Here is a 21,390-nt window from a genome sequence, read left to right as displayed (position 1 = left end):
ACACATTGAAGCCAAATTAAAAAGCTTCTCGGGAAGCGCGAACTAAACTGCGATGCGAAGCTTCGAATCAGGTCTTCTTTTCTGATTTTTCAGGACTTTCCTGAAAATATCACTGGGCGCCGCGATACAACCTGCCGAACTTGTTTGACGAACCAAAGAAATTCTCTTCATCCGGATGGCATGCCCGGTTCCTGGAACGCATTTGTGCACGGCACCCGCAGACATCACCTTGAGATTCCAGGCCCAATCTTCGTAGCCTATTTGTGCTGCCAGATCTGTTTCTGGATAGAGATTCTCCACAAGAAATTCCCTGCGCACAAAACAAAGTGACGTCCAGTAGTTCACCAATGCAAGTGCAGCCGTGTCGAAATTCTTGCTTTCGGCATCGATATGCACAAAAACATGAGGGTCGTGCCCGAAATAAACATTCACCTCCGGGTGAAGCACGAGTTCCCGCTCGTCCGCACTCGCCATGGCATAGGCGTCCGAAAGCCAGGCAGGGCCCCAAAGATCGTCGCCGTCGAGAAACGCCACGTACTCGCCCTCGGCCATCAATGCCGCCTGATTCCGGGCATGCCCGACATCACCATGGTTCATGGGAACCACGCGCACATGGGGAAATCTTGCGACGCTGTCGCTGACGATCTCGACAGAAAGTGCGTCCGCGCGGTCCATCGCGACGAGCAGTTCGGTGGTCAAACCCCGTTCCCGGGCCGCCTCGAAGCACGCCCAGACACTGTCCAATGCCGGCTTGAGCCACAGGCCCTCCTTGTGCGCATTGACGATCGCCGTGACGTGAAACTTAGACATGCTCAGCCTCGCTGGAGGACATGGATGAGAAAGGGAGTCCTGCTGTGAATGCGGACCAAGAACGCTCGAGGCCCAACTTTTTCCTCATGGCCTGCAGGCGACGCTCCACCTCTTCCGGATTGTCGAGAATTTCCTGGATGGCCGCGCAGTAAGCGAGCTCGTCGTCCAGGGTATCGATCAGCCATCCGGTTTCGTTGGTCACCAGTTCGGAGACGCCTCCGACATTGCTTGCGATGATGGGGACGCCTGCGGCGGCGGCATTGATCAGGACCGTCGGCATGCCTTCGAAACGCGACGTGAAGAGGAAGGCGGCATACCGCTCCAGGGGAAGCTTGCTGAACGAGGCGAACATCCCCAGCAGACGAAGCTTGGGCTGCGTGTCTGCGAGCGCCGCCAATTCGGCTTCGCGCTGAGGCTCACCGCCGCCGTAGACGTCCAGCGCGACCTCCGGCAGAGACCGGATGATCCGCCCCAACAACTCCGTATTTTTCTGATGGCAGAACCGGCCCGCCCAGAAGATGGCCGGTCGCTGTTCGTCGGATTGGGATTTCTTGGAAATCTCTCGCAGATCGTCCAATGCAGGCTGAGGCAAGAACTGGAGCTTCTGCGTCAATGCAGGAGTAAATCCATACCTCGCCACCACTTCTTCAAGGAAGACGTTGGTATCGAAATAGATCTTGTCGACGTTATGGATCGCAGCCCGAAGGTGCGTATCCGCATACCCCGCCCCGCGGCCATCTTCCGTGAAGTCGCGGCAGAACAGCGTCGTGTAGACCTTGCATATCGACTGGAAAGCCTTGCCCTTTTCAACCAGAGCGGCCCAGCACGCCAAACTGTTTACGTTCGTGATCGACTCGGGTTGAAGCGCGAATATCAGCGCCTCGACAATGCGTTGTCTGTTCCGCTGATTGAGATCGGCGTCGTAATCGGACAGAACCAGCACCTGCGACCCCGAGGGCAGCCAGTCGAAGGCATCCACCTTGTCATGATCGGTCAAGACGAGCAGCGTGGCAGAAACGCCGACCGCCTCCTGCGCTGCACGCAGGATGTTGACCCCGGCGAGATCCGCCCCGCCCTTGACGAGCCACGGCATGAAAACGACGTGCCGGATTCCGGCAGGCAGGTCATGAAAAATTTCAGTCCACGCTGCACCGAGTTCATCGGTCGGGATACTGAAATTCGGGCGCAGCCTCAAGTGCTTGCCGTGCAACGGATGGCACGATTCGATTTCGGGGTCGAGCGCCATCAGGTCGGCAACGGTCCGCTTGACGACCGATGCGATCTTGGGCGACATGCCCTTGAAGCGACCTTCCTTCATACCGTGCTTCAGGTAGTGAAGCAGTGGGTGTACGCCGTGCAAGACGACATCCGGATAGATGTCGCAATACCACTCGCAATCGAAGTTCTCGCTGGCCTTCAATCCCTCGAAACCGCCATGCCGCAGGAAATGAAGGTAAGGGTCCTGATTCTTCAGATGCGGGTAGTTTTCGAGATACCACCCGGCATCGAAGAGGTCGGTTTCGTGGAGCAATTCGAGATCGCGAATCTCCTGCTCTGTGACGAGCAGCGTGCCGTTTCTTGAATAGCGACTGAGATCGATGGCTGGCACCGAACGTCGCTTCTCGGAGAGGGACGCGCGCATCGGTGGGTGGGCAACTGCAATCTTCCGCCCCTCCTCTTTGCCCCACTTGAGGTAGTGCACCAAAGGATTGAGGCCCCGGTACGCCACATCCTTGTTGGCCTCCAGATATCCTGCTGCATCGAACTTTTCGCTCGGTGCACGCCCTTCCCTGCCGCCGAACCGAAGGAAATGCTGGATCTCAGCGCCTTCCGGAACATCCGGATTGCGCTCCCGATACCATTTTTTGTCGAACAGATCCGACTGCCGGAGCAGACCGGCATCGCGATACTCGTTCACAAGTTGAGCGCTGCGCTTCAGTAGCTTTTTGAAATTCATTCCGGGTTTCATGAAAATTGATGCGCTTCCTTGCGCTCACACGCTCAGGTCTCTGTTCATCGATCGAATGCGCATGAGGCCGGAGTCGTTCGGTTCACTCCATCAGAAGCAACCCACATTCACAGGCAGCAGGAATATTTCAAATACAGCGAGAAGACAAGAATCTCACTTTCGGCATTTGTTCATTTGATGTGCGATCAAAAAAACGAAAGCACCGAATTCGACTGGCACTCAGGTGCCTCGTCCAAAAAAATTTGATTACTCGAAGACGTCCGCCGCTTGAAGCGATTTGCCTTCGGCATCCTTCTTGGATAACTGCGGCGCCATGCCAATGTCAGGCCACGCGATCTGCAGGCTCGCGTCGTTCCAGGCAATGCATCGCTCGTGCTCCGGTGCGTAGTAGTTCGTCGTCTTGTACAGAAAGTCCGCGGAGTCCGTGAGAACGAAGAATCCGTGCGCGAAGCCCGCCGGAACCCACAACTGTCGGTGATTGCCTTCGCTCAACTCCGTGCCCACCCAACGCCCGAACGTGGGCGAAGAGCGCCGAATGTCGACGGCCACATCAAACACCGCGCCGCGTACCGCGCGCACCAGCTTTCCTTGCGCTTGCTGAACCTGATAGTGCAACCCCCGAAGCACGCCCTTGGAAGACCTTGAATGGTTGTCCTGAACGAAGTCGACCTTCGATCCAACCGCCTCCTCGAATGCGCGTTGATTGAAGCTCTCGTAGAAAAACCCTCTGGCATCGCCAAAGACCTTCGGCTCGATGATCAGAACGTCGGGGATCTCGGTTTGGATGACATTCACGAACGCACCTCTTCGGTCAGCAGGTGCTTCAGGTACTTTCCGTACCCGTTCTTCTGCAGCGGTGCAGCGAGCTTTTCGAGTTGGGCGCTGTCGATGAAGCCATTACGCCACGCAATTTCTTCAGGGCAGGCGATCTTCAGCCCCTGCCGATGCTCCAGCGTCGCGATGAACTGGCCGGCTTCGAGCAGGCTCTCGTGCGTGCCCGTATCGAGCCAAGCATAGCCGCGCTGCATGATCTGCACGTTGAGCTGGTCCAGGTCCAAGTACGCCTGGTTGACCGCCGTGATCTCCAGTTCGCCGCGCGCGCTCGGCTTCACGGCCTTGGCGATGTCGACGACCTGGTTGTCGTAGAAGTACAGGCCGGTCACGGCATAGCTGCTCTTGGGCTTCACGGGCTTTTCTTCGATGCTGCTGGCCTTGCCGTTGGCATCGAAGGCCACCACGCCATAACGCTCCGGGTCATGCACGTGGTATGCGAACACGGTCGCACCACTCTGCTTCGCATCAGCGTCCGACAGCAGATGGGCAAAGTCATGCCCATAGAAGATGTTGTCCCCCAACACCAGTGCGCTCGGCGAGTTCCCCACGAACTTGTCGCCGATGATGAACGCCTGCGCCAGGCCATCGGGACTCGGCTGCACCGCGTACTGCAGGTTGATGCCCCACTGGCTGCCGTCGCCCAGCAGCTGCTGGAAGCGCGGCGTGTCCTGCGGCGTGCTGATGATCAGGATGTCGCGCATGCCGCCGAGCATCAGGGTGCTCAGCGGGTAATAGATCATGGGCTTGTCGTACACCGGCAGCAGTTGCTTGCTCATGGCGAGCGTGGCCGGGTGCAGGCGGGTGCCGGAGCCACCGGCAAGGATGATGCCTTTGCGTTGCGTCATGGGAGTCTTCTTCTGTGAGGGGCAGGAAAAATCAGTCGGTCAGAGCGTCTCGCGCAGCATGCGTGCCACGCCTTCCTGCCATGGCGGCAGGCGCAGACCGAAGGTGGTCTGCAGCTTGGTGGTCTCGAGCCGCGAGTTGTGCGGCCGCTTCGCGGGCGTCGGAAAGGCGCTGGTGGGCACGGCCTCCACGGCCTGCGGGCCGGCCTTGAGTTCGACGCCAGCCTGCTGCGCCATCTCGAGCACGAATCGCGCGTAACCGTGCCATGTGGTCTCGCCGCCGGCGATGGCGTGGTACAGCCCGGCCTTGGCCGGGTCTTGCAGCGTGGCGCGGATGGCGTGCGCGGTGATGTCGGCCAGCAGCTCGGCACCAGTCGGGGCGCCGAACTGGTCGTCGATGACCGTGAGCTTGTCGCGCTCCTTGGCCAAGCGCAGCATGGTCTTGGCGAAGTTGCCGCCGCGTGCGGCGTACACCCAGCTGGTGCGAAAGATCAGGTGCTTCGCGCAATGCTGCGCCACCAACTGCTCGCCTTCGAGCTTGGTCTGGCCGTACACGCTGAGCGGACCGGTCGCGTCGTCTTCTTTCCAGGGTCGGGTGCCGCTGCCGTCGAAGACATAGTCGGTGGAGTAATGCACCATCAGCGCGCCGATCTGCTGCGCGGCCTCGGCCACCACGCCGGGCGAGGTGGCGTTGAGCTTGCGCGCGAAGTCGGGCTCGCTCTCGGCCTTGTCGACGGCGGTGTGCGCGGCGGCATTGACGATGACGTCGGGGCGCACCGCCAGCACCGTGGCGGCCAGCTGCTCGGGGCGGCTGAAGTCGGCGTGGAAGTCGGTGCTGTCGAAGTCCAGCGCGACCACTTCGCCGAGCGGCGCGAGGCTGCGCTGCAGCTCCCAGCCGACCTGTCCACCCTTGCCGAGCAGCAGCAACTTCATGCGGAAGCCTTTGCAGGTGCGGCGTCGTACTGCTTCTCGACCCACTCGCGGTACGCACCGCTTTGCACGTTGCGCACCCACTCGCCGTTGGCGAGGTACCACTGGACGGTCTTGCGGATGCCGGTGTCGAAGGTCTCGGCGGGCTTCCAGCCGAGTTCGCGCTCGAGCTTGCGTGCATCGATGGCGTAGCGACGGTCGTGGCCCGGGCGGTCCGTGACGTAAGTGATCTGTTCCTTGTACGGCTTGCCGTCGGCGCGGGGGCTCAGTTCGTCGAGCAGCGCACACACGGTGTTGACGATCTCGATGTTGGGCTTCTCGTTCCAGCCGCCGACGTTGTAGGTTTCGCCGAGCTTGCCGGCTTCGAGCACGCGGCGGATGGCGCTGCAGTGGTCCTTCACGTAGAGCCAGTCGCGCACCTGCATGCCGTCGCCGTACACGGGCAGGTTCTTGCCGGCCAGTGCGTTGACGATCATCAGCGGGATCAGCTTCTCAGGGAAGTGGAACGGGCCGTAGTTGTTCGAGCAGTTGGTGGTGACCACCGGCAGGCCGTAGGTGTGGTGCCAGGCGCGCACGAGGTGGTCGCTGGCGGCCTTGCTGGCCGAGTACGGGCTGTTGGGCTCGTACTTGTTCTCTTCGGTGAAGGCCGGGTCGGTCTTGGAGAGCGAGCCGTAGACCTCGTCGGTCGACACATGCAGGAAGCGGAAGGCGGCCTTCTGGTCGGCCGGCAGGGCGTTCCAGTAGCCGCGCACCGATTCGAGCAGGCGGAAGGTGCCGAGCACGTTGGTCTGCACGAAGTCTTCCGGGCCGTGGATCGAGCGATCCACATGCGATTCCGCGGCAAAGTTCACAACGGCACGGGGTTTGTGCTCGGCCAGCAGGCGATCAAGCAGCGCGCTGTCGCCGATGTCGCCCTGCACGAAGACGTGGTTCGCGTTGCCCTTGAGCGACGCCAGGGTCTCGAGGTTGCCCGCGTAGGTCAGCTTGTCGAGGTTCACGACGGGCTCGTTGCCCTGTGCGATCCAATCGAGTACGAAATTGGCGCCAATGAAGCCTGCGCCGCCGGTAACCAGGATCATGAGGTCCCCACCTGTAGAAAAAAGTTTGCTTTACCAAAAATCAACATTCAATTATCCCATCGGTGTGAAGTGCCGATGTACAGGGCTTGGCCGGCTTGCGGGGCCCGCCTACAATCGCCAACAATTGCAGGAGAGCGGGCCTCCACGGAGGCCCTACCGAAGGCGCAAACTCCCATAAACGCTCAGGTCGGCCCGACGAAATTCCAGGCAACGCCCAGGAACTTCGGCAAGGGGTCAGTACTGCACTCATCGATACAGCCGTCTGGAGAGCCGCCACGCCATGTGGCGCACCGAAGGAGCAAACCCGCTGCGGGTGCAGCAGGGTGAATCTCTCAGGTACCGAGGACAGGGGGAGCGGCAACTTGGACATCGGTCGTCCGGTTGCTTGCTATTGGTTCAATAGCACTCCACGCCCGCCGTTCAAGCGCTGCAAACTCAAAGGTACTTGCAATGCGTGTGATCGTTCTTGGCGCCGGCCTGCTCGGCGTGACTTCGGCCTACTACCTCCAGCAACTCGGCCACGAGGTGACCGTGATCGACCGGCAGGCCACCCCGGCCGCCGAAACCAGCTTCGCCAACGGCGGCCAGATCTCGGTCAGCCATGCCGAACCCTGGGCCAATCCGAGCGCACCGCTGAAGGTGCTGCAATGGCTCGGCAAGGAAGATGCGCCGCTGCTCTTTCGCATCCGCGCCGACATGCGCCAGTGGCTCTGGGGCCTGCAGTTTTTGCGCGAATGCACCCCCGCGCGCACCCGCCACAACATCGAACAGATCGTTCGTCTCGGTACATACAGCCGGGAAATGTTGCAGCAATTGCGTCGAGACACCGGCCTGAGCTATGACCAGCGCACGCAAGGCATCCTGCACTTCTATACGACGCAAAAAGAATTCGACGGCGCCCTCAAGCCCGCCGAGCAGATGCGTGCCCTGGGCTGCGAGCGGCTGGTCATCTCGGCCGACGAAGCCATCAAGATCGAACCCGCCCTTGCCCACATCCGCTCCCAACTCGCCGGCGCCACCTACACCGCCGAAGACGAGTCGGGCGACGCCAACCGTTTCGCGCGCGAGCTCGTGAAGCTGGCCGAGGCGGCCGGCGTGAAGTTCCTCATGAGCCACACGGTGACCGCGCTGCGCGAAGCCGGCGGCAGCATCGACCACGTCGAGGCGACGGACAACGAAGGCCGCTTCCAGCGCATCCGCGGCGACGCCTTCGTGCTCGCGATGGGTTCGCTGAGCCCGCTGTACGCCGCGCCGCTGGGCATCCGCCTGCCGATCTACCCGGCCAAGGGCTACTCGGTGACGCTGCCCGTGAAGGACGCGTCGAAGGCGCACCAGGTCTCGCTGACCGACGACGAATACAAGCTGGTGTTCTCGCGCTACACCTCCGAGTCGGGCGACCGCCTGCGCATCGCCGGCACGGCCGAGCTCAACGGCTACGACCGCGACCTGAACCGCGTGCGCTGCGAAGCCATCGTGCGGCGCGTCGAAGAGCTCTTCCCCGGCGCCGGCGACACCGAACGCGCGCAGTTCTGGACCGGCCTGCGCCCGGCCACGCCGAGCAACGTGCCGCTGATCGGCAAGACCAAGCTGCCGAACCTGTTCCTCAACACCGGCCACGGCACGCTCGGCTGGACGCACGCCTGCGGCTCGGGCAAGTCGATCGCGCGCATCGTGAGCGGGCTGGCGCCCGAGGTCGATTTCGCGTTCGCCGGCATGCCGGCGCCCGCGCCGCGCGCCGTGCAACCCGCACTGGGCTGACACGACACGCGCCCTCGGGTCATGCCTTGAACGTGACCCAGGGCTTGAGCCGCACGGCGCAGCGGACGAGCCCCGCGCTTTCCTGCGCCTCGATCACCGCACCGATCGGCTTGTAGGCCTGCGGCGCCTCCTCGATGCGGCGCTCCTCGCGCAAGGTCACGCACTGCCAGCTGGCATCGGCGTCGCCGGGTGCGGGCCGCATCGCGCGCACTTCCTGCCGACGCATGCGCCGGCCGGCCCCATGGCTGCACGACCACAGCCAGTCTTCATGCCCCAGCCCGGTCGCGAGGTACGAGTGATCGCCCATCGACCCGGGAATCAGCGCCAGGTCGCCCGCATGCGCCGGCGTCGCGCCCTTGCGATGGATGTTCATGCCGTGCTCGCGCAGCACGACGTTGTGCGGCACGTCGACCACCAGCGTCGACGCCGTGGCGCCCAGCAGCTCGGCGAAGTCCTTGCGCACCAGCTCGGCCAGCACGACGCGGTTGGCCCACGCATAGCGCGCGGCCACACCCATGGCTTCGAGGTACTCCTGCGCCAGCGGCCCGGCCAGGCCGTACAGCCCGCTCTTCGGATGGCGCAGGCCCTGCGGCCACTCGGCCCGCGCGCGGTCCATCCAGCGGCCGCCGACGTGGAACCCGATGTCGCGCGAGCCGCTGTGGATCATCACGACGACCTCGCCCGCCTTGAGGCCCGCGCGGTAGGCCGCGTGCCGGTCCATCACCTGGTCGACGACCTGCAACTCGACGAAGTGGTTGCCGCTGCCCGGCGTGCCCAGGCACGGGTCGCGAAACACCTCGTGGCGCACGCCGGTGTAGGCCGGCGGTGCGTGCCGCGACTGCCCGCCGAAGCTCGCCAGGCCGATGCACGCGCCGATCTCGGCCTGCAGCCGGTCGCGGTCGCACGCGGCCCAGAGCCCGTCGCCACGCACGGCGTCCAAAAATGCGGCCGGCCCTTCGTCGAACAGCGCACGAAACGCCGCCGTGTGCACCGGCACGTCGCGCCCGTTGTCGAGCAGGCTGCGCGTGAGCCGCGCGAGCAGCTGCGTCTTGTGCGGCGCCACCTGGTCCAGCGTGAGGCCGGTGGTCAGCAGGCGCATGCCGCAGTTGATGTCGGTGCCGACCGCGGCGGGAATCACGAAGTCGCCATCGGTCGCGACCACGCTGCCCACCGGCGCGACCGAGCCCGGATGAAAGTCCGGCGTCGCGCAGGCCTTGCACACGCCGTGCGCGCCGTCGGGCGAGCGCACGCTGGCGAAGGCCAGCAGCTGGCTCACGGCTTTTTCTTCCAGCGGCAGGCTCTGCGGCAGAAGCACGGTCGCCTGCGCGGCTTCGTTGCGCAGGTGATAGATGCCGTCGCGGTAGTCGACGGCGATGTGGGCGCGCGAAAAGGCGCGCTGGAGTCTCGAAAAATGACTATTGGTGGGTCTGCCCATGGCTGCAATTCCATTCGGGGAAACCGTGTCGGTTTCCGGGCCCCGTCACATCGCGTGGCGGGGCGAAAGAGATCGACCGCGTGCCTCGGGGCGCGCGGATCACTCTTTCTTGCAGCAGCAGAGATTCAAGAAAGCGGGCGGATTCTAGCGACGCGAAGCGCCTGCGAACACAGTGCGCGGATGCACGCGTCGTTTTTTCCCGTCAGTCAGTCCGGCGCGGTGAACACCGTCAGCACGCCGGTGTAGCCGTACAGGTGGTGGCGCGCGATCTCGCCGGCGGCGAAGAAGCCGACCAGCGGCACGTCGCCCAGCGCATGCCGCACGATCTGCAGCTCGGCGCCCGGTGCGCCGAAGTGCGGGCCGCCGCGCCCCGAGCAGCTCACGTACACCGCGCCCGCGATGCGCCGCGCCGGATGCGGTGCGGCCTCGGCCTCGCCCGCCGCCACGGCGCGTGCGGTGGCCAGCGTCTGTTCTTCGGGCTCGAGTTCTTCGCGGATCTCGGCGCAGATGCGCATCAGGTCGGCGCGCGCCGCCTGCGCATTGCGGCGGCAGAAACTCAGCCGCATGCCGGCCTCGGCGTTGTCGGCAATGGCGATGCCGCGCCGCGTCGGATCGAGCCCGATGATGTGGCGCACCAGCACGTCGGCGCCCAGGTCGCCGGTGCGGCGGATGCCGTCGCTGCCCGCGTCGGCCAGGCCGACCAGCGTGTTGCGCACGGCGTCGATGGCTTCCTGCGGCCGGTCGAGCGACACCTGCAGGTCGGCCAGCAACACGTCGAGCGCCGGCTCGCCGTCGAGCGACAGCAGCAGGTTACCGTCGGCCTCGGTGATCTCGCGCTCGCGCGCGCCGCCCGTGCGCAGCGGCTGGCAGCCCTGCGTGACACGCGACACCAGCCGCACGCCCTCGCCGAACACCACGCCCGACAAGCCGCCCGAGAACACACCGCCCGCCGCACCGTGGCCGCGGATGTTGCCATTGCCGCCGACCGCGAACTGCAGCGCCCCGCCGCGGCCGGACGAGAGCCCGCCGAACAGGTAGCCGGTGTCGGTGCGGCCCGCCATCTCGCCGATGAGCTCGCCCAGATCGGGCGTGGCCGGGTCGGCGTGCACGAGCGCGGTGTGCGCCTCGAAGCCGCTCATTTCGGAACTGCCCAGCGGCGCCACGCCCGAGAACACGCGGTACTGGTCGCTGGGCAGCGCGCACAGCATCAGGCTCAGGCCGGGCTCGTCGAAGTACTCGGCGTTGTTGGCCGACACGCCGATGCCGACCGTGCCCGACCAGTCGGTGACCTCGGGCAATTCGGCACTCAGGTGATCGAGGATCTCCTGCGCCTCGGCCGCGTAGTGGTCGGTGATGTAGAGCAGCCCGAGCGTCGGGTTCGACGCGTAGTCGGGCAGCGCCATCTGCGCGCGCAACTGGGCCAGCACGAGGCCGGCGGCCATGCGCCATTGCGGGTGGGTGGCATGGCCGGTGGGAAACAGTTTCATGGTGCGTACCGACCCGTGCGTCGTCGTCTGGAAAGGTGTCTGTAAGACGTCAGCGCCGGCCGGAGGTTCGCTTGCGCGCGGCGGCGGACGTGGTTTTCTTGCGCGCGGCGGGTGCCGGCGCGACTTTTTTCGCGGCGGCCTTCTTCGCGGCGGTCTTGGCGGCCGGCTTGCGCGCCGCCGTTGCCTTGCCGATGACCTGCCCCACGGCGTCGGCCAGCGGCTGTGCCATGGCCGGCACCTTGAGCTGCGCCGCATCCTGCAGCGCGGTGCTCGCGATCTGCTGGAACTGCTCGGTGAGCGAGCCCCACCATTGCATCGGGTCGACCACGCCGGCGGCGCCGTTGGACGCTGCGGGCTTGGCGCGCGAGGTCTTCTTCGGCGCCGGGGTTTCCTCTTCTTCCGCTTCTTCCTCGGCCTCGTCGAACTCTTCTTCCTCTTCCTCGACGGGCTCCGGCTCCGGCTCCGGCTCGGGCCGGGGTGCGGGGGCCGGGGCGGGAGCCGGTGCAGGTGCCGGCGCCATGGCCGCGGCCTGCTTGGTGAACGCGCTGGCGATGTCTTCCATCCGCACGTTCATGCCGCGCAGGGTCGACAGCGTCATCTTCTGCACCTCGAGCGCCTGGATGGTCGCCTTGAGCGCGTGGCCGTTCTGTTCGAGCCAGTACTGGACGGTCTTGAGTTCCTGGATGCGCTTGTCGACCTCTTCGACGCTCATGGTCGGCGCGACCCAGCTGGCCAAGCTGGGGATGCCGGGCACCGAGCCGGAGCCCGCGGCGGCACCGCCGGCGAGGTTCTTCAGGAAGTCGAATCCGGGGACGAACTGGCTGAAGTCGAAGGGTTTGCTGGCGTTGCTCATGCGGGAGGTCTCCTGGCTGGGTTTTCTTGTGCTGCCAGCTTACTCCAAGCCCTTTGCAAGCGAATCAGAGCTCGTCCCTGACCCGGCTGAAAACCTTCCAGAAATTCGCGTCCTGCGAGGTCGCGAAGTTGATCCGCATCATCGTGCTCGGCGGGCGGCGCGCATGGAACAGCGAGCCCGGCGCCAGCAGGTAGCCCTGGTCGAGCATGCGTTGCGTGAGCGCGTCGGTGTCCACGCCCGTGTCGACCCAGCCGAACAGCCCCGCCGGCTCCGAGGCGAAGGTGCAGCCGTGCGACATGGCCAGCTTCACCGCGCGGCCGCGCGCGCCGTCCAGGCGGATGCGCACGCGCTCCGAATGGCGGCGCAGCTGGCCCTGGTCGATGCACCACGACAGCGCCCGCTCGAACAGCGTGGGCGAGGTCAGCGTGGCCAGCAGCTTGGTCTCGAGCAGCCGCTCCTTCAGCGCGGGCGAAGCGGCCAGGAAGCCGATGCGCCAGTTGGGCGCCAGGATCTTCGCGAAGCCGCTGACGTAGATGGTGCGCTGCAGCCCGTCGAGCGCGCTCAGGCGCGTGGCGTGCTCGGGCGCGAGGTGGCTGTAGGTGTCGTCCTCGACGATGTGGAAGTCGTGCTCGTTGGCCAGCTTGAGCACGCGGTGCGCGCTGCCCGGCGTGAGGCTGTAGCCGGTCGGGTTGTGCAGCACGCTCACGCTGACGAACAGCTTGGGGCTGTGCAGCTTGCAGTACTGCGCCATCACGTCGAGGTCGGGCCCGTCGGCGCGGCGCGGCACGGGGAGGATGCGCATGCCCAGCGCCTCGAGCCGCGCGAACTCCAGCGCCCAGCCGGGCTCCTCGACCATCACCGGATCGCCCGCGCGCAACAGCGTGCGGCTCACGATATCCAGCGCATGCGTGGCGCCGATGGTGGTCACGATCTGGTCCGGCCCAGCCGGCACGTTGATGCGCACCAGCTTCTGCGACAGGCTGCGGCGCAGCGCGAGATCGCCCGAAGGCTCGCCGTATTGCAGCGACAACTCCTGCAGCGCCGACGTGGTGGTCACGCGGCGCACCGCGGTCGCCAGGAAGGTCGAGGCCATCCAGTCGGGCGGGAACACGCCCATGCCCGGCTGCGGCTTGTCGCTCGGGCGGTGGAACATGCTGCGGATCAGCGAGCTGGCGTCGGCCGGCACGCGCGAGGCCATCATCGGCGGGACCGCGGGCACGGCATGCGCCGGATTGCGCGAGCTCTCGGGCGCCGGCGCCGCGTCGCGCACGTAGAAGCCGCGCTGGCGGCGCGCTTCGACGAGGCCTTGCGCGAGCAGCTGGTCGTAGGCGGCGACCACGGTGTACGGGCTCACGCCCTGCTGGCGCGCGCATTCGCGCACCGAGGGCAGGCGCGCGCCGGGTGCCAACAGCCGGTTGCGGATGCGCTCGGCGAGGCGGTCGGCCAGCTGCCCGGTCAGGGACTGGGTGGAGGTTCGGGTCAGCATCGGGTCGGACTGCATCGCACAGAGAGCAAGAAAAGGGCGGCGTGTGTCGAAGGAATGACCAATACAGATTTCAGATTTGTTCGATCATCTGTACTGGAACTGTAATGGTCCAAAGTTTAGAGTCTGTGACATGAACTGGCAAGAATTCACCGCGCTGCTGGTGCTGGCCACGGCGATGAGCTTCTCGCCCGGACCCAACACCACGCTCTCCACCGCCCTGGCGGCCAACGGCGGCCTGCCGCGTGCGATGCGTTTCGTGGTCGCGGTGCCGGTGGGCTGGACCTTGCTGCTCGCCATCTGCGCGGCCGGCCTCGGCGCGCTGGTGGTGGCCATGCCGCCGCTGCGCCTGGCGATCAAGGGCCTGGGCATCGCCTACCTGCTGTGGCTGGCCTACAAGCTCAGCGGCAGCGCCCAGCTCGGCAAGGCTGACAGCGCCCGCCTCTCGGTCGGCTTCGGGCAAGGCGTGATGCTGCAGTTCGTGAACATCAAGGCCTGGCTGCTGGCGCTCACGCTGGTGGCGGGCTGGATCGCCGGCCAGCCCGACGCGCTCGCGCGCTTCGCCATCGTCGCGCCCGTGATGCTGACTTACGCCTTTACCAGCAACTTCGCCTATGCGCTGGTCGGCGCGCTGCTGCGCGAGTGGCTGGCCAAGGGCCGGCGCCTGCTGTGGTTCAACCGTGCGATGGGCCTCATCCTGGTCCTGACGGCCTGGTGGATGGTGGGCGTATGAAGCTCGCCATCAAGGACGAAACGCTGGGCATGTGGCTCGGCGTGGTCGGCGTGGCGCTGTTCGCCATCACGCTGCCGATGACACGGCTGGCCACGGGCACGCAAGAGGCGCCGCAGCTGTCGCCGTGGTTCGTCACGCTCGGGCGCGCGGCGCTGGCGGGCGTGCTGTCGGCCGTCTTCCTGCTGGTCACGCGCTCGCCGCGCCCGGCGCCGCACCAGTGGAAGCCGCTGGGCATGGCGGTGCTGGGCAACTGCATCGGCTTTCCGCTGTTGCTGGCCTTTGCGCTGCGCGTGGTCACGGCCAGCCATGCGGCGGTGGTGACGGCGCTGCTGCCGCTGGTCACGGCCGCGGTCGCGGCCTGGGTGCTGCACCAGCGCGCGCGGTTGGGCTTCTGGCTCTGCGCCATCGCGGGCAGCCTGCTGGTGGTGGTGTTCTCGGTGCTGCGCGCGCAGCAGAGCGGCCACGGCTTCGGTTTCGAATGGGCCGACCTGCTGCTGGTCGGCGCGGTCGTCGCGGCCTCGGTCGGCTACATCTACGGCGCGCAGGTCACGCCGTCGCTGGGCGCCGAGCGCGTGATCTGCTGGGTCTGCGTGATGGCGCTGCCCGTGACGCTGCCCGCCACCATCGCCCTGTGGCCGCAGCAGCCCGTGGCCGCCTCGGCCTGGGTCGGCTTCACCTACGTGGGCATGTTCTCGATGTGGATCGGCTTCTTCGCCTGGTACCGCGGCCTGGCCCTGGGCGGCGCGCTGCGCGTGAGCCAGACGCAGCTGCTGCAGCCCTTTTTGTCGATCCTCGCGTCGATCCCGCTGCTGGGCGAGCCGCTCGACCTGGTGACGCTGGGCTTCGCCGCCGCCGTGGTCGCCACGGTGGTCGCGGGCAAGCGGCTGTCGCAACCGGCGGCGCCTGCCGTTCCACGCGGCGCCGAGCCGCAAGCCAGGAGCTGACGACCATGACGCTGTTCAGCCATGTCACCGTCGGCTGCACCGACCTGCCGCGCGCCGCCGCCTTCTACGACGCGGTGCTGGCGCCGCTCGGCCTGATCCGCCGCCCCGTGACGCCCGATGGCGGCCCCGACGCCGCCTGCTGGATCGTGCCGGGCCAGACGCTGCCGCGCTTTTACGTGTACATCCCGCTGGACGGCGAACCCGCCAGCGCCGGCAACGGCAGCATGGTCGCGTTCTGCGCGCCCTCGCCGCAGGCCGTTCATGCCGCCCACGAGGCGGCCCTGCGCCACGGTGGCCGCGACGAAGGCGCGCCCGGTCCCCGCCCCCGCTACGGGCAGGGCTATTACGGCGCCTACCTGCGCGACCCGGACGGCAACAAAATCCATGTCGTGCACCGTGGCGACATCCCGCCATCCTGACGACACACTCAGACTCACCTCTCATTCGCCAGAAAGAAGAAAGCCTCCCATGAACTGGAAACTCGCCGCCCGCGCCGCCAAGATGAATCCTTCGGTGCTGCGTGAAATCCTCAAGGTCACCGAGCGCCCCGGCATCATCAGCCTGGCCGGCGGCCTGCCCTCGCCCAAGACCTTCCCGATCCAGGAGTTCGCCGACGCCTGCGCCGAAGTGCTGCACAACGACGGCCAGGCCGCGCTGCAGTACGCCGCCAGCGAAGGCTATGCGCCGCTGCGCCAGGCCGTGGCCGACATGCTGCCCTGGGACGTCGACGCCTCGCAGGTGCTCATCACCACCGGCTCGCAGCAGGGCCTCGACCTCGTGGCCAAGGTGCTGATCGATCCGGGCAGCAAGGTGCTGGTCGAGACGCCCACCTACCTGGGCGCGCTGCAGGCCTTCGGCCCGATGGAGCCGCACCCCGTGGGCGTGGCCAGCGACGACGACGGCGTGATCGTCGACGACCTCGTGAGCAAGGCGGCCGACGCGCGCTTCGTCTACCTGCTGCCCAACTTCCAGAACCCCACCGGCCGCACCATGACCGAGGCGCGCCGCGCCGCCGTCTCCGCTGCCGCAGCCGCCGCGAACCTGCCGATCGTCGAGGACAACCCCTACGGCGAGCTCTGGTTCGACGAAGCCCCGCCGCTGCCGCTGGCCGCGCGCAACCCCGAGGGCGTGATCTACCTGGGCTCGTTCTCCAAGGTGCTGGCCCCGGGCCTGCGCCTGGGCTTCCTGGTGGCGCCGAAGGCCATCTTCCCCAAGCTGCTGCAGGCCAAGCAGGCGGTCGACCTGCACACGCCGATCTTCACGCAGCGCATGGTCTCGGCCGTGATGAAGGACGGCTTCCTGGACCGCCACGTGCCCACCATCCGCGCGCTGTACAAGCGCCAGCGCGACGCCATGATCGCCGCGCTGCACCGCGAGATGGCCGGCCTCGACGTGAAGTTCAACGCTCCCAAGGGCGGCATGTTCCTGTGGGCGCGCCTGCCCGAGGGCATCGACACCGTGACCCTGCTGCCCAAGGCCGTGGAGCGCAACGTGGCCTTCGTGCCCGGCGCGCCGTTCTACGCGGGCGAAGGCGATCCGCGCACGCTGCGCCTGTCGTTCGTGACCGCCAGCGTCGAGGAGATCGACACCGCCATCGCCGCGCTCGCCGTCACGCTGCGCGAAGAGCTGGCGCTGCTGGCCCCCGCCCACGCCTGACAAGGCCGACGACGATGCACATCGCCATCCTCACCTTCGACGGCTTCAACGAGCTCGACTCGCTGGTCGCGCTCGGTGTGCTCAACCGCGTGAAGAAGCCCGGCTGGCGCGTGACGCTGGCCTCGCCCAGCGCCACCGTGACCTCGATGAACGGCGTCACGGTGCACGCCACCGCGACGCTCGAGTCGGCTTGCGAGGCGGGCGCGGTGATCGTCGGCAGCGGCATCCGCACGCGCGAGATCGCCGCCGATGCGGGCCTCATGGGCGTGCTGCGCGGGCTCGACCCGTCGCGCCAGCTCATCGGCGCGCAATGCTCGGGCACGCTGCTGCTCGCCAAGCTCGGCCTACTGGGCACGGTGCCGGCCTGCACCGACCTCACGACCAAGCCCTGGGTGCAGGAAGCCGGCGTCGAGGTGCTCAACCAGCCCTTCTTCGCGCAGGGCAACGTGGCCACCGCGGGCGGCTGCTTCTCGGCGCCCTACCTCGCGGCCTGGCTCATCGCGCGCACCGAAGGCCTCGAGGCCGCGAAGAGCGCGCTGCACTACGTCGCGCCTGTCGGCGAGAAAGACGACTACGTGGCGCGCGCGATGCGCAACATCGAACCGTACCTGCAGACGCGGCCATCGGCCACGGCCGACGCCCTCTGCGCACAAGGACACTGAACACCATGCTCAACATCTGGGGCCGCATCAGTTCGATCAACGTGCGCAAGGTCGTGTGGTGCGCGCAGGAGCTCGGGCTCGACTTCCAGCGCACCGAGGCCGGCGGCAAGTTCGGCGTGGTGCAGACGCCCGAATACCGCGCGCTCAACCCGAACGCCATGGTGCCCACCATCGACGACGGCGAAGGCGCCGAGCGCGTCACGCTGTGGGAGTCGAACGTCATCGTGCGCTACCTCTGCGCCCGGCATTCGCACGGCACGCTCTACCCGAGCGAGCTGCCCGCGCGCTTCGACGCCGAGCGCTGGATGGACTGGCAGCAGACCACGCTCAACCGCGCCAGCCGCGACGCCTTCGTGCAATGGGTGCGCACGGCGCCCTCGGAACGCCAGCCCGCACTGATCGCCGCGTCGGTGCGCGAGAGCGAGGCGCTGTTCGCCATGCTCGATGCGCACCTCGCGCAGCGCCCCTACATGGCCGGCGAGCGCTTCACCATGGCCGACATCCCGATCGGCTGCGAGGCGCACCGCTGGTTCGGCCTGCCCGGCGCCGAGTACCGCCGGCCCGTCTGGCCCAACGTCGAGCGTTGGTACGCCGACCTGCTTTCCCGTCCGGGCACGCGTGGCGTGCTTGATCTTTCCCTCGAATGACCCTGATGAAATCCCGCCCCTTCAAGCAAGTCGACGTCTTCACCGCCACCGCCTACTACGGCAACCCGCTCGCGGTGGTGATCGACGGCCAGGACCTGGACGACGCCGCCATGCAGCGCTTCGCGCAGTGGACCAACCTGTCGGAGACCACCTTCCTGCTGCCGCCGACCGACCCGGGCGCCGACTACCGCGTGCGCATCTTCACGCCCGGCGGCGAGCTGCCTTTTGCCGGCCACCCGACCATCGGCAGCTGCCATGCGTGGCTGCAGGCCGGCGGCAAGCCCAAGGTGGCGGGCCGCGTGGTGCAGCAGTGCGGCGCGGGCCTCGTGCCGCTGCGGCGCGACGGCGAGCGCCTGGCCTTTGCCGCGCCGCCGCTCAAGCGCAGCGCCCCGAGCCCCGCGCTGCTGGCCAAGGTGGCCGGCGCGCTGGGCCTGAAGGCGCAGCAGGTCATCGCGGCGCAGGTGCTCGACAACGGCCCGGTCTGGTTCGGCCTGCTGCTGAACGACGCCGACGCCGTGCTGGCGCTGCAGCCCGACCACCGCGCGCTGAAGGAACTGGGCGTGAAGGCCGGCGTGGCCGGCGTGCCCTCGGCGCACGACACCTCGCTGCTCATCGGCCGTTCGAACCGCGAGGCGCGCGCCTTCGGCAACCGCCCCGCCACGCCGAACGACGACGGCGCCAAGATCGACCTCGAGGTGCGCGCCTTCGCCGAGCCCATCGGCGTGCAGGAAGACCCGGTCACCGGCAGCCTCAACGCCAGCCTGGCCGAATGGCTGATCGCCGACGGCCACATGCCCGAGCGCTACCTGGCCGCGCAAGGCCAGTGCCTGGGCCGCGCGGGCCGCGTGCACATCGAGCGCGACAGCGACGGCACGATCTGGGTCGGCGGCGATGCCGTGACCTGCGTCGACGGCCACGTCACCCTCTGAACAAAGGCACGCCATGGCCCCCGCCGAAATCGACCACCTGGTGATCGCCGCCGCCTCGCTGGCCGAGGGCGTGGCGTGGTGCGAGGCCACGCTCGGCGTCACGCCCGCGCCCGGCGGCGTGCATCCGCTGATGGGCACGCACAACCGGTTGCTGAACATCGCGAGCGGCGCGTTCCCGCGCGCCTATGCCGAGATCATCGCCATCGAGCCCGGCAAGGCGCCGTCGCGGCCGAAGACGCACCGCTGGTTCGACCTCGACGACACCGCGCTGCAGGCCGCGCTCGTGCAGCGCGGCCCGCGGCTGATCCATTTCGTGGCGCGCGTGCCCGACGCGCACGCAGCCACGCAGGCGCTTGCACGCGAAGAACATGCGCACATCGACCGCGGCCACCTGCTCGAAGCCTCGCGGGACACACCGGCCGGCCGGCTCGAATGGCAGATCACGGTGCGCGACGACGGCCAGCGCCTGTTCTACGGCGCGCTGCCCACGCTGATCCAGTGGGGCGCGGTGCACCCCACCGACGCCATGCCCGCCTCGGGCCTGGCGCTGCGTTCGCTGCGCGTGGCGCATCCGCGCGCGCCGGCGCTGTCGGCCGCGCTCACGGCCATCGGCATGGGCGGCCTGCCGGTCGATGCCGGCCCGCCCAACCTCGTCGCCGTGCTCGACACGCCGCGCGGCCCCGTCACCCTCGAATCGCAAGGACTCTGACCCCATGCTCACCCTGACCGAAATCGCCTGGTTCGCCCTCGCCTCGCTGCTGCTGGCGCTCACGCCGGGGCCGAACATGATCTATTGCGTGTCGCGCACGCTGATCCAGGGCCGCCGCGCGGGGCTCATCTCGCTGGGCGGCGTGCTGATGGCGTTCCTGGTGCACCTGTTCGCCGCGGCGCTGGGCCTCACGGCGCTGCTGCTGGCGGTGCCGGTCGCGTTCGACGCGATCCGTTTCGCCGGCGCGGCCTACCTGATGTGGCTCGCGTGGCAGGCGGTCAAGCCCGGCGGCAACGCGCCCTTCGAGGCCCGCGCGCTGCCGGCCGATCCGCCGGCCAAGCTGTTTCGCATGGGCTTTCTCACGAACCTGCTGAACCCGAAGGTGGCGATGTTCTACCTGTCGTTCTTCCCGCAGTTCATCCATCCCGAGCGCGGCTCGGTGCTGCTGCAGAGCCTGCAGCTGGGCATGGCGCAGATGGCGAGCAGCGCGCTGGTCAACACCGTGATGATCGTCGGCGCCGCGAGCATCACGGCCGTGCTGTCGCAAAGCGCGGGCTGGCTGCGCGCGCAGCGCTACATCATGGGCAGCGTGCTGGCCGCGCTGGCCGTGCGCGTGGCGCTCACCGAACGCAAGTAAGCAACAAGAAGGACGTCGATGCGATTCACCCGCGAAGAGATCGAAGCCGCGCAGCGCACCGTGCATGCGGCCATGCCGCCCACGCCCCAGTACACCTGGCCGCAGCTGTCGCAGCGCCTGGGCGCCACGGTCTGGGCCAAGCACGAGAACCACACGCCGGTCGGCGCCTTCAAGATCCGCGGCGGCCTGACCTACTTCGAGACCCTCGCGCGCGAGCAGCCTGCCGTGCGCCACGTGATCAGCGCCACGCGCGGCAACCACGGCCAGTCGGTCGGCTTCGCCTCGCAGCGCCACGGGCTGGCCGCGACCATCGTGGTGCCGCACGGCAATTCGCGCGAGAAGAACGCCGCGATGCGCGCGCTCGGCGTGACGCTGGTCGAGCATGGCGACGACTTCCAGGCCGCGGCCGAGTACGCCGCGGTGCTGGCCGAACGCGACGCGCTGCACCGCGTGCCCTCGTTCCATCGCGAACTGGTGCGCGGCGTGTCGACCGCGTATGTCGAGTTCTTCAGCGCATTGAAAGCTTCACCGCCCGACGTGCTGTTCGTGCCCATCGGCCTGGGCTCCGGCTTTGCCGGCGCGGCGGCGGCGCGCGCGCATTGCGGCGTGTCGACGAAGCTCATCGGCGTGGTGTCAGCGCATGCCACGGCCTACCGCGATTCGTTCCGCGCGCGCCGTGCGGTCGAGTCGCCCGCCACCACGCGGCTGGCCGACGGCATGGCCTGCCGCACGCCGGTGCCCGAATCGCTGGAGGTGATCCTGCGCGAAGCCGACGACGTGATCACCGTGACCGACGACGAAGTGGCCGAAGCGATGCGCGTGCTTTTCAGCGACACGCACAACGTGGCCGAAGGCGCGGGGGCTGCCGCGCTGGCGGGGGCGCTTCAGCAGAAGGAACGCTGGCGCGGGCAGACGGTGGGCGTTGCGCTGAGCGGCGGCAATGTCGACGCGGACATGTTCGCCGGGGTGCTGGGGCGCAGCGCCTGATCCGCG

The 21,390-nt window shown here is 67.3% G+C and carries 21 protein-coding genes and 2 riboswitches; of the genes, 11 read left to right on the top strand and 10 right to left on the bottom strand.

The window, feature by feature from the left end; translation table 11 throughout:
- Nucleotides 1-42 precede the first annotated feature (42 nt).
- The 6 genes from AC1RL8_RS20310 to rfbB all read right to left on the bottom strand — a co-directional run bounded on the left by AC1RL8_RS20310 (nucleotide 43) and on the right by rfbB (nucleotide 6,464).
- A complete protein-coding gene (locus AC1RL8_RS20310; protein ID WP_492686375.1) occupies nucleotides 43-810 on the bottom strand; it encodes a glycosyltransferase family 2 protein in 768 nt (255 codons plus the stop codon).
- Nucleotides 803-2,767: a glycosyltransferase family 4 protein gene (locus AC1RL8_RS20305; RefSeq protein WP_492686376.1), complete on the bottom strand. Its 1,965-nt coding sequence runs from the start codon at nucleotides 2,765-2,767 to the stop codon at nucleotides 803-805. The genes AC1RL8_RS20310 and AC1RL8_RS20305 overlap by 8 nt, the downstream gene beginning before the upstream one ends.
- Before the next feature lie 258 nt (nucleotides 2,768-3,025).
- Complete coding sequence (rfbC, locus tag AC1RL8_RS20300; RefSeq protein ID WP_447772165.1) at nucleotides 3,026-3,574, bottom strand: dTDP-4-dehydrorhamnose 3,5-epimerase; 549 nt, start codon at nucleotides 3,572-3,574, stop codon at nucleotides 3,026-3,028.
- The gene (gene rfbA, locus AC1RL8_RS20295; protein ID WP_492686377.1) at nucleotides 3,571-4,458 is read right to left on the bottom strand and encodes a glucose-1-phosphate thymidylyltransferase RfbA; all 888 of its coding nucleotides are present in this window, start codon (nucleotides 4,456-4,458) and stop codon (nucleotides 3,571-3,573) included. The genes rfbC and rfbA overlap by 4 nt, the downstream gene beginning before the upstream one ends.
- A 39-nt stretch (nucleotides 4,459-4,497) precedes the next feature.
- Nucleotides 4,498-5,388 carry a dTDP-4-dehydrorhamnose reductase gene (gene rfbD, locus AC1RL8_RS20290; protein ID WP_492686378.1) on the bottom strand — a complete coding sequence of 297 codons (891 nt, stop codon included), beginning with the start codon at nucleotides 5,386-5,388 and terminating at the stop codon, nucleotides 4,498-4,500.
- Nucleotides 5,385-6,464 (bottom strand): dTDP-glucose 4,6-dehydratase, encoded by a 1,080-nt coding sequence (gene rfbB / locus AC1RL8_RS20285; protein ID WP_492686379.1) that lies wholly within the window; start codon nucleotides 6,462-6,464, stop codon nucleotides 5,385-5,387. Before rfbB ends, rfbD begins: the two co-directional genes overlap by 4 nt.
- A 117-nt stretch (nucleotides 6,465-6,581) precedes the next feature.
- Nucleotides 6,582-6,672: riboswitch (glycine riboswitch) on the top strand.
- 44 nt (nucleotides 6,673-6,716) lie between these two features.
- A riboswitch (glycine riboswitch) is annotated at nucleotides 6,717-6,823 on the top strand.
- 91 nt (nucleotides 6,824-6,914) lie between these two features.
- On the opposite strand from rfbB, the gene AC1RL8_RS20280 reads away from it, so the two are divergent.
- Nucleotides 6,915-8,222 (top strand): D-amino acid dehydrogenase, encoded by a 1,308-nt coding sequence (locus AC1RL8_RS20280; protein ID WP_492686380.1) that lies wholly within the window; start codon nucleotides 6,915-6,917, stop codon nucleotides 8,220-8,222.
- Between the two features lie 19 nt (nucleotides 8,223-8,241).
- On the opposite strand, the gene AC1RL8_RS20275 is transcribed toward AC1RL8_RS20280, so the two are convergent.
- The 4 genes from AC1RL8_RS20275 to AC1RL8_RS20260 all read right to left on the bottom strand — a co-directional run bounded on the left by AC1RL8_RS20275 (nucleotide 8,242) and on the right by AC1RL8_RS20260 (nucleotide 13,483).
- Nucleotides 8,242-9,657: an RtcB family protein gene (locus tag AC1RL8_RS20275; RefSeq protein WP_492686381.1), complete on the bottom strand. Its 1,416-nt coding sequence runs from the start codon at nucleotides 9,655-9,657 to the stop codon at nucleotides 8,242-8,244.
- Between the two features lie 206 nt (nucleotides 9,658-9,863).
- On the bottom strand, nucleotides 9,864-11,144 hold the full coding sequence (locus tag AC1RL8_RS20270; protein ID WP_070060267.1) for an FIST signal transduction protein: 1,281 nt from the start codon (nucleotides 11,142-11,144) through the stop codon (nucleotides 9,864-9,866).
- Between the two features lie 49 nt (nucleotides 11,145-11,193).
- Nucleotides 11,194-11,997: a PhaM family polyhydroxyalkanoate granule multifunctional regulatory protein gene (locus AC1RL8_RS20265; protein WP_492686382.1), complete on the bottom strand. Its 804-nt coding sequence runs from the start codon at nucleotides 11,995-11,997 to the stop codon at nucleotides 11,194-11,196.
- A 64-nt stretch (nucleotides 11,998-12,061) separates the two neighbouring features.
- Nucleotides 12,062-13,483 (bottom strand): aminotransferase-like domain-containing protein, encoded by a 1,422-nt coding sequence (locus AC1RL8_RS20260; RefSeq protein WP_307696612.1) that lies wholly within the window; start codon nucleotides 13,481-13,483, stop codon nucleotides 12,062-12,064.
- A 130-nt stretch (nucleotides 13,484-13,613) separates the two neighbouring features.
- On the opposite strand from AC1RL8_RS20260, the gene AC1RL8_RS20255 reads away from it, so the two are divergent.
- From AC1RL8_RS20255 to AC1RL8_RS20210, 10 genes are read left to right on the top strand one after another with little or no spacing between them, the layout of a single operon-like run.
- On the top strand, nucleotides 13,614-14,213 hold the full coding sequence (locus AC1RL8_RS20255) for a LysE family translocator (RefSeq protein ID WP_070060269.1): 600 nt from the start codon (nucleotides 13,614-13,616) through the stop codon (nucleotides 14,211-14,213).
- Nucleotides 14,210-15,157 (top strand): DMT family transporter, encoded by a 948-nt coding sequence (locus tag AC1RL8_RS20250; RefSeq protein WP_492686383.1) that lies wholly within the window; start codon nucleotides 14,210-14,212, stop codon nucleotides 15,155-15,157. Before AC1RL8_RS20255 ends, AC1RL8_RS20250 begins: the two co-directional genes overlap by 4 nt.
- 11 nt (nucleotides 15,158-15,168) lie before the next feature.
- Nucleotides 15,169-15,576, top strand: a complete 408-nt coding sequence (locus AC1RL8_RS20245) for a VOC family protein (RefSeq protein ID WP_492686407.1) — start codon at nucleotides 15,169-15,171, stop codon at nucleotides 15,574-15,576.
- A 49-nt stretch (nucleotides 15,577-15,625) separates the two neighbouring features.
- Nucleotides 15,626-16,813, top strand: coding sequence for an aminotransferase-like domain-containing protein (locus tag AC1RL8_RS20240; protein WP_070060271.1), 1,188 nt, complete (start codon nucleotides 15,626-15,628; stop codon nucleotides 16,811-16,813).
- Between the two features lie 14 nt (nucleotides 16,814-16,827).
- Entirely contained in the window at nucleotides 16,828-17,475 is a 648-nt protein-coding gene (locus tag AC1RL8_RS20235) for a DJ-1/PfpI family protein (RefSeq protein ID WP_492686384.1), read from the top strand.
- A gap of 5 nt (nucleotides 17,476-17,480) precedes the next feature.
- Nucleotides 17,481-18,122, top strand: a complete 642-nt coding sequence (locus AC1RL8_RS20230; RefSeq protein WP_492686385.1) for a glutathione S-transferase family protein — start codon at nucleotides 17,481-17,483, stop codon at nucleotides 18,120-18,122.
- Between the two features lie 5 nt (nucleotides 18,123-18,127).
- On the top strand, nucleotides 18,128-19,051 hold the full coding sequence (locus tag AC1RL8_RS20225) for a PhzF family phenazine biosynthesis protein (protein ID WP_172438398.1): 924 nt from the start codon (nucleotides 18,128-18,130) through the stop codon (nucleotides 19,049-19,051).
- A 13-nt stretch (nucleotides 19,052-19,064) separates the two neighbouring features.
- Entirely contained in the window at nucleotides 19,065-19,760 is a 696-nt protein-coding gene (locus AC1RL8_RS20220; RefSeq protein ID WP_492686386.1) for a VOC family protein, read from the top strand.
- 4 nt (nucleotides 19,761-19,764) lie between these two features.
- Nucleotides 19,765-20,397: a LysE family translocator gene (locus tag AC1RL8_RS20215; protein WP_062480600.1), complete on the top strand. Its 633-nt coding sequence runs from the start codon at nucleotides 19,765-19,767 to the stop codon at nucleotides 20,395-20,397.
- Nucleotides 20,398-20,415: 18 nt separating this feature from the next.
- Nucleotides 20,416-21,384 (top strand): threonine dehydratase, encoded by a 969-nt coding sequence (locus AC1RL8_RS20210; RefSeq protein WP_492686387.1) that lies wholly within the window; start codon nucleotides 20,416-20,418, stop codon nucleotides 21,382-21,384.
- The last annotated feature ends 6 nt before the right edge of the window (nucleotides 21,385-21,390 follow it).

It is taken from the genome of Variovorax sp. GW822-FHT04E09 (genome assembly GCF_058800845.1).
Note: the sequence above shows the minus strand (reverse complement) of the source record. Positions and strands in the feature narration are given on the sequence as shown.